This is a genomic window from Portibacter marinus, from assembly GCF_021533195.1.
GTDB lineage: Bacteria > Bacteroidota > Bacteroidia > Chitinophagales > Saprospiraceae > Portibacter > Portibacter marinus.
This window is the reverse complement of the sequence record NZ_JAJNKB010000001.1, coordinates 746,016-759,587: the sequence shown is the minus strand read 5'-3', so window position 1 is coordinate 759,587 and position 13,572 is coordinate 746,016. Positions and strand designations below refer to the sequence as shown.

Annotated in this window: 14 protein-coding genes; 6 read left to right on the top strand and 8 right to left on the bottom strand. The window is 39.8% G+C overall.

The features are described from left to right. Position 1 precedes the first annotated feature (1 nt). Together L2567_RS03210 and L2567_RS03205 are read right to left on the bottom strand one after the other, a co-directional pair. A complete protein-coding gene (locus tag L2567_RS03210; protein ID WP_235296252.1) occupies positions 2–748 on the bottom strand; it encodes a HEAT repeat domain-containing protein in 747 nt (248 codons plus the stop codon). Next, entirely contained in the window at positions 741–1,283 is a 543-nt protein-coding gene (locus tag L2567_RS03205) for an RNA polymerase sigma factor (protein ID WP_235296251.1), read from the bottom strand. The genes L2567_RS03210 and L2567_RS03205 overlap by 8 nt, the downstream gene beginning before the upstream one ends. A gap of 143 nt (positions 1,284–1,426) precedes the next feature. Between L2567_RS03205 and L2567_RS03200 the strand changes: the two genes are divergently transcribed. Continuing rightward, positions 1,427–3,046, top strand: a complete 1,620-nt coding sequence (locus L2567_RS03200) for a DNA polymerase/3'-5' exonuclease PolX (RefSeq protein WP_235296250.1) — start codon at positions 1,427–1,429, stop codon at positions 3,044–3,046. A 525-nt stretch (positions 3,047–3,571) separates the two neighbouring features. Continuing rightward, complete coding sequence (locus L2567_RS03195) at positions 3,572–4,075, top strand: DUF1573 domain-containing protein (RefSeq protein ID WP_235296249.1); 504 nt, start codon at positions 3,572–3,574, stop codon at positions 4,073–4,075. Positions 4,076–4,294: 219 nt separating this feature from the next. On the opposite strand, the gene L2567_RS03190 is transcribed toward L2567_RS03195, so the two are convergent. The 4 genes from L2567_RS03190 to L2567_RS03175 are packed head-to-tail and all read right to left on the bottom strand — an operon-like array spanning position 4,295 to position 7,185. Next, a complete protein-coding gene (locus tag L2567_RS03190) occupies positions 4,295–4,933 on the bottom strand; it encodes a hypothetical protein (protein WP_235296248.1) in 639 nt (212 codons plus the stop codon). Positions 4,934–4,971: 38 nt separating this feature from the next. Continuing rightward, positions 4,972–6,108, bottom strand: a complete 1,137-nt coding sequence (locus tag L2567_RS03185) for a methionine aminotransferase (protein ID WP_235296247.1) — start codon at positions 6,106–6,108, stop codon at positions 4,972–4,974. After that, positions 6,105–6,695, bottom strand: coding sequence for an RdgB/HAM1 family non-canonical purine NTP pyrophosphatase (gene rdgB / locus L2567_RS03180; protein WP_235296246.1), 591 nt, complete (start codon positions 6,693–6,695; stop codon positions 6,105–6,107). The genes L2567_RS03185 and rdgB overlap by 4 nt, the downstream gene beginning before the upstream one ends. A 55-nt stretch (positions 6,696–6,750) precedes the next feature. Further along, positions 6,751–7,185, bottom strand: a complete 435-nt coding sequence (locus L2567_RS03175; protein WP_235296245.1) for a hypothetical protein — start codon at positions 7,183–7,185, stop codon at positions 6,751–6,753. A gap of 73 nt (positions 7,186–7,258) precedes the next feature. Between L2567_RS03175 and L2567_RS03170 the strand changes: the two genes are divergently transcribed. The 4 genes from L2567_RS03170 to L2567_RS03155 all read left to right on the top strand — a co-directional run bounded on the left by L2567_RS03170 (position 7,259) and on the right by L2567_RS03155 (position 10,983). Continuing rightward, the gene (locus L2567_RS03170; protein WP_235296244.1) at positions 7,259–8,326 is read left to right on the top strand and encodes a branched-chain amino acid aminotransferase; all 1,068 of its coding nucleotides are present in this window, start codon (positions 7,259–7,261) and stop codon (positions 8,324–8,326) included. Positions 8,327–8,362: 36 nt separating this feature from the next. After that, positions 8,363–9,934, top strand: a complete 1,572-nt coding sequence (locus L2567_RS03165) for a family 20 glycosylhydrolase (RefSeq protein WP_235296243.1) — start codon at positions 8,363–8,365, stop codon at positions 9,932–9,934. 30 nt (positions 9,935–9,964) lie between these two features. Next, entirely contained in the window at positions 9,965–10,183 is a 219-nt protein-coding gene (locus L2567_RS03160) for a hypothetical protein (RefSeq protein ID WP_235296242.1), read from the top strand. Positions 10,184–10,410: 227 nt separating this feature from the next. Beyond that, positions 10,411–10,983 (top strand): PRC-barrel domain-containing protein, encoded by a 573-nt coding sequence (locus tag L2567_RS03155; RefSeq protein ID WP_235296241.1) that lies wholly within the window; start codon positions 10,411–10,413, stop codon positions 10,981–10,983. An 8-nt stretch (positions 10,984–10,991) separates the two neighbouring features. Here L2567_RS03155 and L2567_RS03150 read toward each other — a convergent pair whose 3' ends face one another. Both L2567_RS03150 and L2567_RS03145 read right to left on the bottom strand, forming a co-directional pair. After that, positions 10,992–12,392 (bottom strand): L-serine ammonia-lyase, encoded by a 1,401-nt coding sequence (locus L2567_RS03150; protein WP_235296240.1) that lies wholly within the window; start codon positions 12,390–12,392, stop codon positions 10,992–10,994. Next, on the bottom strand, positions 12,393–13,535 hold the full coding sequence (locus L2567_RS03145) for a lactonase family protein (protein ID WP_235296239.1): 1,143 nt from the start codon (positions 13,533–13,535) through the stop codon (positions 12,393–12,395). Between the last annotated feature and the right edge of the window lie 37 nt (positions 13,536–13,572).

Genomic DNA, 13,572 nt, shown 5'->3' with positions numbered 1-13,572 from the left:
TCTAAATTTTTTCAATTTTAATTAATCCCAGATGGGCTTCATCTTTAATAAATTTTGCAACATCTTCTGCTGTTGTTAATTCCTGCAGAGGATCGATTGCTTTTTCTACTTTTTGTTCTGATAATGTATTGATCAAAGCGATGAGTACGAAGGGGTCTTTTTCTGTTGATAGTTGTCTGACCAAAGCAGTCCGTACCTTTTCTTCCGCAGCGTAGCGGTCCAGGGCTTCTGCAGCGGCCAATCTCACATTAGGACTACTATCGTTCTTCAATGTTTCGATCAAAGTATTTAAAACTTCATTTTCAGGTTTTGCAAATTGCTGACTAACTTGCACAGCCTCGATTCTTCCAGTAACTGATTCGGATTTCATATTACGTTTCATATCCGCAACCAATGCTTGAGACTGTTGATTAATCACACTTTTTTGTGTCCAATTTTGACCTACTAAAAATCCGATGACAAGGATGGCTGCTACCGCCGCCGCTGATCGCCAGGTTTTTAATGTCATCACATTTGATTTTGAATCTTGCCTGATCATCTCGCTTTCGAGCATATAGTCAAAATTCGACTTCAAGGTTAATGAGGGTCTGGAAATCTCCATCTGATCTATTTCATCAAATAATAGACGGTATTCTTCCAACTCTGCCTTTAGAACAGGATCTGAAGTCAATGATCTCTCAAACTTCGACCTTTCTTCATAAGTCATCTCTCCCTGCAGGTAATCAATTATTTTCTCTTCCTTATTCATCTACAATGATTTTAAAAAATACTTCCTTTAAATTTTTCATCGTCCTGTGTACTTTTGCTTTGATGGCACCCTCAGAGCATTCGAACACTTCGGCAACTTCAGCGTACTTCATCTTTTCAAACCTAGTCATCCATAAGATTTGCTGCTCATCCTGCCTCAGTTGAGCCATAGCTAGTTTGAGTCTATTGTCATGCAAACTTTCGATGGTCTCATCCTCATTCGGAACTTCAGCCAGTCTTTGCACCTTATCATTGCCGGGCAAGTCAAATCTTTTTTTCCTGTAAAGATCCATATGTACATTTCTCGCAATCGCATAGATCCAGGAAGTAAAATTTTTCTTTTCCCGATATTTTTTTCGGTACTTAATGATTCGTTCAAACACATTCTGAGTCAAGTCTTCACTTTGACCTTTGTCACGCGTCTGCTGAAAGAAATAGTTGTATAACCGCACATGGTATCGATCGAAAAGTGTAGATATACATTTAAGTTCTCCTGCTTTAGCACGCTGCATCAATTCTTCGTCAGTATAATTCAAGTGATATTTCTTTCTGTCGTTTGCATTGTATACTCAGTAAGTTTGCAAAAGTTACGGTCATGTTAAAATTATTTTCAGAAATTTGGATGATAAGGTGGATAGGAGGGCTTGTTGTGATAATTTTGTAGGTCAATGTTTAAATGATGACGAATAAAGAGCTTGCTTCAAAATTCAATATGTTGGGAAAACTGATGGACCTTCACGGAGAAAATCCATTCAAGACCCGCTCCTATACCAATGCCTACCTTACTTTGCGGAAGTTGCCGGATGATCTGACTCAAATGAGTGAAGAAGAAATTTCAAAAATTCCCGGTATAGGCAAGGCTATTTCCTCGAAGATCAGAGAGTTGATAGAGACTGGTGAGATGTCCGCTATGAATAAATATCTGGAAATGACGCCAGAGGGAATCCAGGAACTGTTAATGATCAAAGGTTTGGGAGCAAAAAAGATCTTGACAGTTTGGAAAGATCTGGGAGTGGAGTCTGCGGGAGAATTACTTCAGGCTTGTCGAGAGAATCGATTGGTCAAACTAAAAGGTTTCGGGTTGAAGACTCAGGCGCAAGTAGAAGAACAGCTAGAGTATTTTATAGAATCCAGAGGTTCGGCACATTATGCTGCTGTGGTTCCGGATGCTATCGAATTATTGCAAATTTTGAGAGATCGATACCCAGATGCCTTAATAGGATTGGTCGGGGAAGTGGCCAGAAAACTTCCGGTGGTATCAGGTATAGAAGTTCTTGCAGATGTAGAAGTGGAGGTTAATGAAATAGAAGGTATAGAGGTCACTGAAGATGGATTGCGATTTCATAATCATTTGGTTGACGTTCATTTTGTGGAAACATCAGCATTTGGATTAGAAAGCATATTGCTTAGCTCTGCAAGTGACTTTAGTGATGCTTTGATGGACATGGGGGCAGAATCTGCTGAGGAGGAAGAATTGGTTTTCGAAAACCTGGACTTGGCTTTTATACCGGCTGAACTGAGAGAAGACGATTATTGGATTGAACTGGCGAAGGATGATGCTTTGCCTGAATTGGTGGAAGTTTCCGACATCAAGGGCGTAGTACACAATCACAGTGTGTATAGTGATGGACTGAATACGGTCGAGGAAATGGCTTTAGAGTGCATGCGTCAGGGATATCAGTATCTGGTTATGAGTGATCATTCCAAATCTGCTTTTTATGCAGATGGTTTGCAGGTAGATCGGGTGTATCAACAACAGGAGGAAATAGATGCGTTAAACAAGAAATATCCGGAGTTTAGAATCTTTAAAAGCATAGAGTCAGATATATTAAATGACGGCTCTCTAGATTATGATGATGGGGTTTTAGAAACATTTGATCTGGTTATTGCATCTGTTCATTCTAATTTGAAGATGGATGAAGAAAAAGCGACGAGACGATTGTTGACAGCGATCGAGAATCCCTTTTGTCGAATATTAGGCCATCCGACTGGGCGATTGCTTCTGGCCAGGAAAGGATATCCGATCGATCACAAAATGATTATTGATGCTTGTGCTGCCAACGGGGTCGTTATAGAACTAAATGCCAGTCCGCATCGGCTTGATCTAGATTGGTCGTGGATACCTTATGCAGTGGAGAAGGGCGTGATGATTTCGATTAATCCGGATGCCCATAGTATAGGTGGGATTAATGATATTCGGTGGGGTGTCGCCGCGGCGCGAAAAGGAGGATTAACGGCGGAGGATTGTCTGAATGCAAAATCTTTAGAAGAATTTCAGCGTTGGATTGCTAGTAGGTAGTTTGGGGAGTTCGCTGATCGCAGTTCGCTTTTCGCTATTCCCTTCAAGAGCTGCAGCAAAGCCTTTCAGCACAGGAGGCTCTTTAAGGGATTGCTCGTGATTTTCTATTCCCTTCAAGAGCTGCAGCAAAGCTTTGGAGGGTAGGTTTGCTCTTTAAGGGATGAAAGTTCGAGATTCGCTTTTCGCTATTCCCTTCAAGAGCTGCAGCAAAGCCTTGCAGCGCAGAAAGCTCTTTAAGGGATTTCTCAGGATTCGCTTTTCCCTTCAAGAGCTGCAGCAGAGCCTTGGAGCGCAGAAGGCTCTTTAAGGGATTGCTCGTGATTTGCGGTACAGATAAATTATCTACAATAAACCGGCCGAGATCGGCACAATATTTGAAAACATTAAATAAAAACGTAATATGAGTTCAAGTTTAACGAGTTGCAAATGATTGTTAACGAGTTGCAAACAACTGAAAACTCTATGTTTTTCACTTTATATTTGAATCGAATTTAGAAACATTAGTAAAACTCAAATTTTAAAATAATGAAGTATTTAAGTTTATTAGCAGTAGTTTTTGCCTTCGCTATGACATCTTGTAATAACGACACAGCCACTACTGAAGACACCAATTTGGCAACTCCTAACGCTCCTACAGCTGCTGTTGCTACTCCTTCAACTCCAGTTGCTCCTGCAGTACCTGTTGGACCGACGACTTCCATCGAATTCGAAGAGAATTCTTACGATTTTGGTGAAGTAATGGACGGAGAAAAAGTAGAGCATATGTATAAGTTTACAAATACAGGAAGCGAACCATTAGTGATTTCTAACGCTAAAGGATCTTGTGGATGTACTGTTCCTCAATGGCCGAAAGAACCAATCGCTCCAGGAGAGTCTGGTGAGATTTTAGTAAGATTTGACTCTAAAGGAAAAGGTAGAGTTGGTGGCGGAGCACAGACTAAAACTGTGACCATTACTGCTAACACAACTCCTCCTGATACAAGAATTACCATCAAAGGTAAAGTGAATAAGGAAGAAACTGCTGGATAAGCAATCAGAAATTGACCTTTCATAACCTTATGTTTATCTAAGGTCAATATCTTCAAGAAAGAATTAAGGTCCTGTGTGATTATTCGCATAGGACTTTTTTTTTGCATGCTTCAAACCACGCGAATTCTTAACATTAAACTTTCCTACTTCTTAAATGCTTAGCATTAAATCTAATGGGGCTCTCTAGAATTTTTTCGCGATTCCAATATCAATAAGATATCAGTTTTTTAAAAGCTCTTGAAAGGTAGCCACTAAACCTTCTTTAGAAAACTCACCGAAATAGGCACTATATTGACCTTCTTCTGTGATAATGACATAACTTGAACACGGATAATGGCGTTGGAAAAAGCTGGACCTGAAGAGGTTCTCAGGGTCTTCTATCCAGTTTCGATCACCAGTTCTGCGAGCTAGTCCTTTGTCATCAGCATAGACATAAATAACATTCGCTTTGTGCACTTTTTGTATTAAACGTTCCATTTCATTGTACCATTTTTTCATGGTGCGATTAGTAGCCCTGCCACTTGAATTACAGGGGTCTTTTCCTGGGTAGAAAATGGCAACGACGGGAAGACTGGCATCAAATTGTTGCCCAACTGCTTCTTCAAGTATGCGATCAAATAAGGTCATATTCTTAATTATTCCACCTTCTTTTCGCTCTACTAGTATCATATGATGTGATGAGTCACCCACTACATCCAAAAATGGATAGTTATAAAGCAAATATTGAAATTCCTCCTTAGTGAGTGGATCATAGTTGGGGTCAAAATATTTAATTTCTTGTTTATTTTCCGGACTTTGTGCAAATCCTATTTGAAAAAAGCTAAATAATGTTAAATAGAGAGGAAGAAAACTTTTCATGATGATCTATAGAATGGTTAAGTATGTTTATTTAATCGTTATAAGTTTTGCAGTAATTTCCCTGCTTCCTGCAGTACTTCCGGTGTCTTGGCAAAACAGAACCTAACATATCCATCTTGTCTGCCGGAGGAATAGAAGACTGAAATGGGTATGCAAGCCACTCCTATTTCAGCAGTTAACCATTTGGCAAATTCAGTATCTGAACTTTGACTTATAGCGGAGTAGTCACAAAGCACAAAATAACTGCCTTTGCTGGGCAACATTTTAAAAGGAGATTCAGCAAGAAACTCGGCCAGTAAATCCCTTCGTTCTTGATAAAAATCCGGAAGTTTCATGTAGGTTGATCGATCGCTCAGGTAATCTGCAATGCCATGTTGGACGAATGAATTAACGCTAAAAACATTGAATTGATGAACTTTACGAAATTCTTTCATCATTTGAGGAGGCATCACTGCATATCCGATTTTCCAACCAGTACAATGAAAGGTTTTACCAAAGGAAAATACGGCAATGGCTTTGTGGCGTAAATGGGAATACTTGAGGATAGAGCAATGCTCTTCCCCATCGAAGATCAAATGTTCATAAACTTCGTCACTCAACACAACCAGGTCACGATTTTCCACGATTTTAGATAGTTGAAGCACGTCTTCATGTTTCAAAATGCTTCCTGTAGGATTGTGTGGAGTGTTAATAATGATCATTCTGGTTTTATGGGTGATACTATCCTCAAATTTCTTCCAGTCAATAGCAAAATCCGGTGGATTTAATTCGAAGGGTATGACCTTTCCTCCAGCCAGCTGTATGGCTGGATTGTAACAATCAAATGCCGGTTCTACCACCAGAACTTCATCCCCTGAATGTATAAATGCTGTGATGGCGGTAAATATTGCTTGCGTTCCACCAGCTGTAATATTGATCTCTGATTGAGGATCTACCGCAACATCATATAAGAACTTGATTTTCTCGGCGATCACTTCCCTTAGCTCAACTACTCCGGCCATAGGCGCATATTGATTATAGCCCTCTTTCATTTGCTTTGATACCAGGTTTTGTAACCTGATATCCGGGTTAAAGTTGGGAAATCCCTGCGAGAGATTGATGGCATCATGCTGAGCAGCAAGACCTGACATTTCGGTGAATATGGTCGTTCCCACATTAGGTAGTTTACTTCTCATTGTTCAAGATGTTCAATTAGTTTGCGAAGCGCGCGACTTCGATGAGACATGGTGGACTTCAACTCCATATCCATTTGTCCAAATGTATCTTCAAAGCCTTCAGGAATAAAAATGGGATCATAACCGAAACCTTTATCGCCTGATTTCTCATTTGCGATGTAGCCACGGACAATACCTTCGAAAGTTTTGACAGAACCTTTGTCTATCAAAGCAATCACCGTCCTAAATTGAGCATTTCTATTCTCGCATGATTTAAGATGGTACAGCAAAAGGTCCATGTTCTGATTTGCATCTCGAGAATCACCTGCATATCTGGCCGTATGAACTCCAGGATTCCCATTTAAGGCATCAACTTCAAGACCAGTATCTTCAGAAATCACTGCCTTTCCTGTGCGGTGATGCAAGTACTTCGCTTTTAAAATGGCATTTTCCTCCAAAGTCTTACCGGTTTCGGGGATCTCTTCGTAGAAACCCACTTCCGCCATGGTCACAATATGATAAGGGAGATTTGATAGCATTGCTCTTATCTCTTTCACTTTGTTTTTATTTCCTGTGGCGAACAGTAGCTCTTTTATTTTTGGACTCATTAATTATTGATCAAACTTTAAAACTATTGACATAAAACCATTGACATAAAACCTACTACCATACCTGCTGTAGGGCGCTCCATAGTGCTTTCTTCCTATCTGTATCGGCCTTGATTTTTTCAAGTTTATGCCCCACGATGTAATGCTTACCTGAGATTTCAAAGGGTAAATATAAATGTGTTTCAATGGCAAAACCCACATCAGTCGGTTGAATTCCAAACATCAAACATTTTTGATAATCGTGGCTATTCATCAAATCATTGACCGCATAATTTCGATCATCAGGCATAAGCAGAATAGTAGCGTCTTTTTGCATCTCTAACTTTATAGCAGATAATACTTTAGCTAAAAAGTCCTGGTTTTCTTGATGAAAGTCTGACTTATGAACAACGACTAGCAACTTCTTCGCGTTTTCACCTTGAAAATTTTCTGGCGGAATGGATGAATCCGGAGAGTGGAAAAGCTCGAAGTCGTAGAAGTAGTGGTTCAATTTAGTCTGATTTAGGAAACAAAAGTAAAGGTTACAAATTTATTTATTCTAACTTTGCACAAAGCATTTAATCATGGAGATAAAGATCACAAAGACAAAAAAATCGAAGATACACGAGGTAGATATGAATAACATCCCGTTTGGACAGGTTTTTAGCGACCACATGTTCGTTGCGGATTATAAAAATGGTGAATGGATCAATGCAGAAATTAAACCGGTAGAAAATTTAAGTCTTCACCCGGCAAATCTGGCCTTACACTATGGTCAATCTGTTTTCGAAGGTATGAAGGCATCGGTTAAAAGAGATGGCACTCCATGTTTGCTTCGTCCCGAAATGCATGCGAAAAGAATTAATCTTTCCGCCGAGAGGATGTGTATGCCTGCGATTCCTGAAGAATTGTTTCTGGAAGCTTTACACAAGCTTGTAGGTTTGGATAGCGATTGGATACCACCACATGATGGGAGTGCTCTTTATATCAGGCCTTATATGTTTGCAACCGATGAATACCTGGGCGTAAGACCTTCTAAGAGCTATAAATTTATCATTCTGACCCTTCCTGTGGGGCCATATTACACTAAACCTGTAAGCCTCAAAGCTGAAACACAATATGTAAGGGCAGCTCATGGGGGAGTAGGAGAGGCCAAGGCAGCTGGTAATTATGCTGCTTCATTGTATCCGGCGAAAAAAGCGGTTGAAGAGGGTTTCGATCAGGTTCTATGGCTTGATGCCAAAGAATTTAAATATGTGCAAGAAGTGGGTACGATGAATATATTCTTTGTGATAGATGATGTGGTGGTGACGCCACAGACTGATGGTACCATTCTTAAAGGCATTACCAGAGACAGCTTTATCACTATTTTTAAAGATCACGGTTATAAGGTTGAAGAGCGGCTTGTTTCGATCGATGAAATTTTTGAAGCAGCTGAGCAAGAAAAGCTTTCTGAAGTCTTTGGTGCGGGTACGGCTGCAGTGGTGAGTAAAGTGCATAAGATTCATCACGATGGTCGAGAAATCAATCTGGATACAAAGTCTTACAAGGTAGCTGATTTGGCCTATGATATCATTACAGGGCTGAGAAATGGAACCGTAGAGGATAAGTATGATTGGATAGTTCCTGTCGAAGTTCTAGAGGCGGTGTAATTTATTTTACTAAATTTATTGGATCAAATTAGACATATGATCCGATCACTTAAATACTACTTTGCGACGCTTTTCATTGGTATACTTATACTTTCGTGTTCAGAAGACATAAACATTGACCTGAAAAAGGAGGATATCATTCCTTTGCCTCGGAGAATTCAGGTGGCACAAGGTAGCTTTGAAATGACAGCATCCACACCGATCAACCTTCTTGGTGATGAGACAAAGCTTAGACCGCTCGCAGAATATTTTAACGCCCAAATTGCCAAGGCAACAGGATTCGAGCTTACAGCGAGAAGTAAGTCTGGCGCTTCAAATGGGATAAACCTGTTTCTTGAAGAAAATACCGACAATAGATTCAGTGAAGATTATTCCATAGAGGTCGTGAAGCAAAATCTGGTGATTTCTGCGGACACTGAAGCTGGATTGTTTTACGGTATTCAGACTCTATTACAGATGTTGCCTCCTGAGATACATGCCGACGGTGTACAAGATGTGCAATGGTTAGTAGGAACGGGTACTATACGAGACAGACCCTCCTATGAATACAGAGGTGCAATGCTGGATGTGGCCCGACACTTTTTCGATGTCGCGGATGTGAAAAAAGTGATAGATTACGTATCTGCCTACAAACTCAACCGATTACATCTTCACCTTACTGACGATCAGGGTTGGAGAATTGAAATTAAATCTTGGCCGGATCTTACCGCTGTTGGAGGTCAAACACAAGTTGGAGGAGGAGAAGGCGGTTTCTATACCCAGGAACAATACCAGGAAATCGTCGATTACGCTGCTTCCAGATATGTTACTATTGTGCCGGAGATTGATTTGCCAGGTCATACTAATGCGGCATTGGCTGCCTACCCAGAACTAAACTGCAATAATCAGTCCCCTGATCTGTATACAGGAATAGAAGTAGGTTTTAGCACGCTTTGTACCGATAAAGAAATTGTCTATGAATTTGTAGATGATGTAATTAGGGAATTGGCAGCTATGACACCAGGCGAATACATACATATAGGAGGAGATGAGTCCCATGCCACAAAAAAAGAGGACTACATTAAGTTTATGAATCGCACGCAGGAGATTGTTCAGAACCATGGTAAAAAGTCCATCGGATGGGACGAGATAGCCACTGCTTCCATGTTAGAAGGAAATGTAGTCCAATTTTGGGCCAGTGAAGAAAATGCGAAGAAAGGAGTTTTACAAAATGCGAAGTTGATATTATCACCTGCAAAAAAGACTTATCTGGATATGCAGTATGATTCTACCAGTAGGATTGGATTGCATTGGGCGGCTTACATCGAAGCTGACAGCGCCTATCTTTGGGAACCGGATGAATATGTACCAGGCATCAAAAAAGAAAACATTTATGGAATAGAAGGTCCGCTTTGGACAGAAACGGTAATCACAATGGATGATATCGAGTACCTGATGTTTCCCAGACTGACGGCGATTGCTGAAATTGCCTGGACTTCTAAAGACAACAGAGAATGGGAATCCTATTCAGAACGGTTAGCAAAACATGCAGAGGTTTGGGATGTGAAGGACATCAATTACTATCAGAGTCCTAAAATAAATTGGGATCTGGAAGAAATAGAGCAATGATCCTATAGGAAATCTTCACATATCAGTAACATGGAAGGTTATTTTGATGTTAAAGAATTTAGTAATAGGCAAGAACTTGGATTGTTGGTCAAGCAAGCTATGGAGGAACAAGCTGGCATTGATTTATCTGAATATCCTTTAGTAGACAGAATGTTAACTGAACCCGGATATGCTGAATCAGCAAAAGAACACTATTCAAAACTTATGACAGAGTATATGGGCCTTTTGGAACAATACAAAGGTAAATAGAGACAAACTGTGTTGAATAAAGAGAAGTGCCTGCGCATTTGTGCAGGCATTTTTTATTTACTAATCTCATGTCCATAAAAACTAATAATACATATAATGAAGAGTAATACTTTACTATAACCAAAAAGAGAGTGTGTATTTTTATCGAACAAATTGACGCGTTTTACAGTTTTATTACTGATAGTCAGTTGGTTATACTGACAATTTTTTAATGATAAAGATTTATTATGGAGACGATGACACAGAGATTTAAACGATTAGACAACTACAACAGCTTAGACAAGCACCAGGAAGCCATTGATATTCGTGGATTTAAAGTAGTGACAGATAACGATGTGGAGATCGGTAAAGTAAATGCCGTAATTGTAGATGAAGCGTCGGATTCCATCAGATATATAGAAGTCAATACAAAAGATCATTTGGATAGTCCCATCAACGATAGAAATGGCTATAGAAATGATGATAGATATCGTGACCGATTTGAAGGTGGCGCGCATTACATGCTAATACCAGCAGGTCTGATCAGTGTTGATAAGGATACCTATACAGTAACTGCTAAAAATATGATTGCAGAGAACTTGTACACTGGACCAAGACATCAGAAAGATGATGATTTTGACGCAGCTTATGAATACGCAGTAGTTGATAAATATGTCAATACTAAAGGTTCTGATTTTCTTGAGAAATATGGAAAATTCAGAAATACGAAGGAAGCAAGAATAGATAATCACTTCTATGAGAGAGATTATTTCACGACAAGAAGAGATAAGCGTGGACAACCCAGTTCGCCTGTACTATAAAAATGAGGTCAACATTCGACCATCATTTCATTAACGACTTTTGCGAGGCCTCCATCGGAGGTCTCTTTGTATTTGGTATTCATATCCAAACTCGTTTCCCACATCGTTTTAATGACTTCATCCAAACTTACTTTAGCCTTTTTTGGATCGGAAGATAGAGCGATCTGACTTGCTGTAATGGCTTTGATAGCTCCCATGGTATTTCGTTCGATGCACGGAATCTGAACCAAACCGTTAACAGGATCGCAAGTCATTCCCAAATGATGTTCCATTGCTATTTCAGCCGCTTGCAATATTTGATTGATATTTCCTCCATTTACAGCAGTCAATCCACCAGCTGCCATTGAGCTGGATACACCAATTTCGGCCTGACATCCACCCATCGCTGCTGAAATGGTGGCTCCTTTCTTAAAAAGACTACCTATTTCTCCAGCTACCAGTAAAAATTTATGAATATCTTCTTCAGAGTTACTATTGAAAGAATGATGAAACATGAGTACGGAGGGAATTACACCTGCAGCACCGTTTGTCGGAGCTGTCACCACCCTTCCGAAAGAGGCATTTTCTTCGTTTACGGCTAAAGCAAAGCAGGATACCCATTTAAGAGTATCTGAAAAACTATACTTTTCGTTCATAATCGCGCTTTTCCATTCTTGAAGATTGGTGTAATTTTCTCGTTTAATCAATTTACGATTGATTTTTGCAGCACGACGATCCACTTTAAGTCCACCAGGTAAAATGCCAAAACGATGACATCCTCGGTATATAGAATCTTGCATGCAGTTCCATATCTCATTTAAATCATGAGCGAATTGTTCTTTCGTTCGCAGGCTTAATTCATTTTTCAAAACTACCTTTGAAAAGCTCGTCTTTAGTTTCAGAGTCCATTTTTTCAAGTCCTCGCTGTTATCAATAGGATAGGGAAGAACAAGCTCTTCTTCATCTAAAGGCTCATTTTCTTTACAAATGAATCCACCACCAATGGAATAATATGTTTCCTGAAATATGCTTTGATCATCATAATGCGCTGTAAATCTTACTCCATTAGGATGAAAGGGTAGCATTTCGCTATGGAAAATAATATGATCTTCAGGCTTGAAAGGCACTAGTTTTTCATTTCTTAGCTTTATAGCGCCGCCACTTTTTATGTTGGTGATATACTTATCGATTTTGTTAGTGTCAATTGTTTTGACATTGAAATCAGACAAACCCAGCATCACTGCTATATCGGTTCCATGCCCTACTCCCGTTTTGGACAGGGAACCATAGAGGTCCACTACGATGCTATTCACTTTTGAAATCTCTACTTTTTTAGCAAACGCCTGAGCCGCTTTCCATGGTCCCATGGTATGACTGCTAGATGGTCCCACACCGATCTTAAAAATATCAAAAATACTTATTCCTGCCATTTACTCGAATTTTAGACAAACCGGAGTAGGCGCTGCCATTTGAACACCAGAAGGTGTCAATTGGCCCGTTTCAGTATCCAAATTAAATACGACAATATTATTTGAGTTTTGATTGGCTGCGAGCAGGTATTGTCCACTTGGATCGATTGTAAAATCTCTGGGTACTTCACCACCGGAATTAATCTCATCAATATATTCTAGTTGACCGTCCTCTTGAATTTTGAATTGTGAAATTGTATTGAAAGGACCTCGGTTACTTGCATAAAGATACTGACCTGATGGATGTACCTTTATTGCCGCACAACCTGCTTCCTCATTGTTTTTCTGAGCGGTACTCTTCACATTCTGAACAGATTGATAAGTGTTTCCCTGCTTGGACAGAACATCGATGGTGCCATCCAACTCATTAAGCACATATACCAGGTTCTCGGAAGGATGAAAGTCTACATGTCTGGGTCCAGATCCTGCAGCAAGTTTAATTACCGAAATCTCTTTTAGCAAGGCCTCCTGAGGGTCTAAATCGTAAATGGTTATTTCATCTGTTCCCAGGTCAACGGCAAAAATTTCCTCGGTGTGTGGATTTTGGGTGATCATATGTGCGTGAGGAGCTTCCTGTCTGGAAGTTTTGCCTTTGCCTTTCTTTTGAATCACCTGTTTAAGCTGACCAATTTCACCTTGCTCGCCCAATGAATACATGGCAAAATTTCCTCCCACATAGTTTGCGGTCAGAAGGTAATCGCCCACTTTAGTAATATAGCATGGCGCGCCTCCATTGGCCGGTAAACTGTTGATGAAAGTTATTGAATCATCTGTGTAAGAGAAAGCTGATATTTGTTCCCCTTCACCAACTTTTTCATTTACACAATATATGTTCTTGGAAACTGCATCTACCACTAAATAAGAGGGGTTTGTAGTCTGAGCTTTTAGGTTAGTCGGACTTAAGCTGCCATCTGAAACATTGAAAGTCAATGCATAGACTCCTTCAGCCTTACCATTGACGTGACCTTCTTGATCGGTGTAAGTTCCTACAAACAACAAAACTTTCTGGCTTTTCTCTTCAGTCATATCATCGGATATTTCACTTGTCTGTTCAGCACAACCGATGAACAACAAGATCATCAAAAAGATTAATGTTTCCTTCATAAATCAAAGTAATTCAATAATCACGAGAAAAACTAAT

Coding starts and splice junctions, on each gene's coding strand:
- L2567_RS03210 (WP_235296252.1), bottom strand. CDS start 748: ATGAATAAGGAAGAGAAAATAATTGATTACCTGCAGGGAGAGATGACT.
- L2567_RS03200 (WP_235296250.1), top strand. CDS start 1,427: ATGACGAATAAAGAGCTTGCTTCAAAATTCAATATGTTGGGAAAACTG.
- L2567_RS03195 (WP_235296249.1), top strand. CDS start 3,572: ATGAAGTATTTAAGTTTATTAGCAGTAGTTTTTGCCTTCGCTATGACA.
- L2567_RS03190 (WP_235296248.1), bottom strand. CDS start 4,933: ATGAAAAGTTTTCTTCCTCTCTATTTAACATTATTTAGCTTTTTTCAA.
- L2567_RS03185 (WP_235296247.1), bottom strand. CDS start 6,108: ATGAGAAGTAAACTACCTAATGTGGGAACGACCATATTCACCGAAATG.
- rdgB (WP_235296246.1), bottom strand. CDS start 6,695: ATGAGTCCAAAAATAAAAGAGCTACTGTTCGCCACAGGAAATAAAAAC.
- L2567_RS03170 (WP_235296244.1), top strand. CDS start 7,259: ATGGAGATAAAGATCACAAAGACAAAAAAATCGAAGATACACGAGGTA.
- L2567_RS03165 (WP_235296243.1), top strand. CDS start 8,363: ATGATCCGATCACTTAAATACTACTTTGCGACGCTTTTCATTGGTATA.
- L2567_RS03160 (WP_235296242.1), top strand. CDS start 9,965: ATGGAAGGTTATTTTGATGTTAAAGAATTTAGTAATAGGCAAGAACTT.
- L2567_RS03155 (WP_235296241.1), top strand. CDS start 10,411: ATGGAGACGATGACACAGAGATTTAAACGATTAGACAACTACAACAGC.
- L2567_RS03150 (WP_235296240.1), bottom strand. CDS start 12,392: ATGGCAGGAATAAGTATTTTTGATATTTTTAAGATCGGTGTGGGACCA.
- L2567_RS03145 (WP_235296239.1), bottom strand. CDS start 13,535: ATGAAGGAAACATTAATCTTTTTGATGATCTTGTTGTTCATCGGTTGT.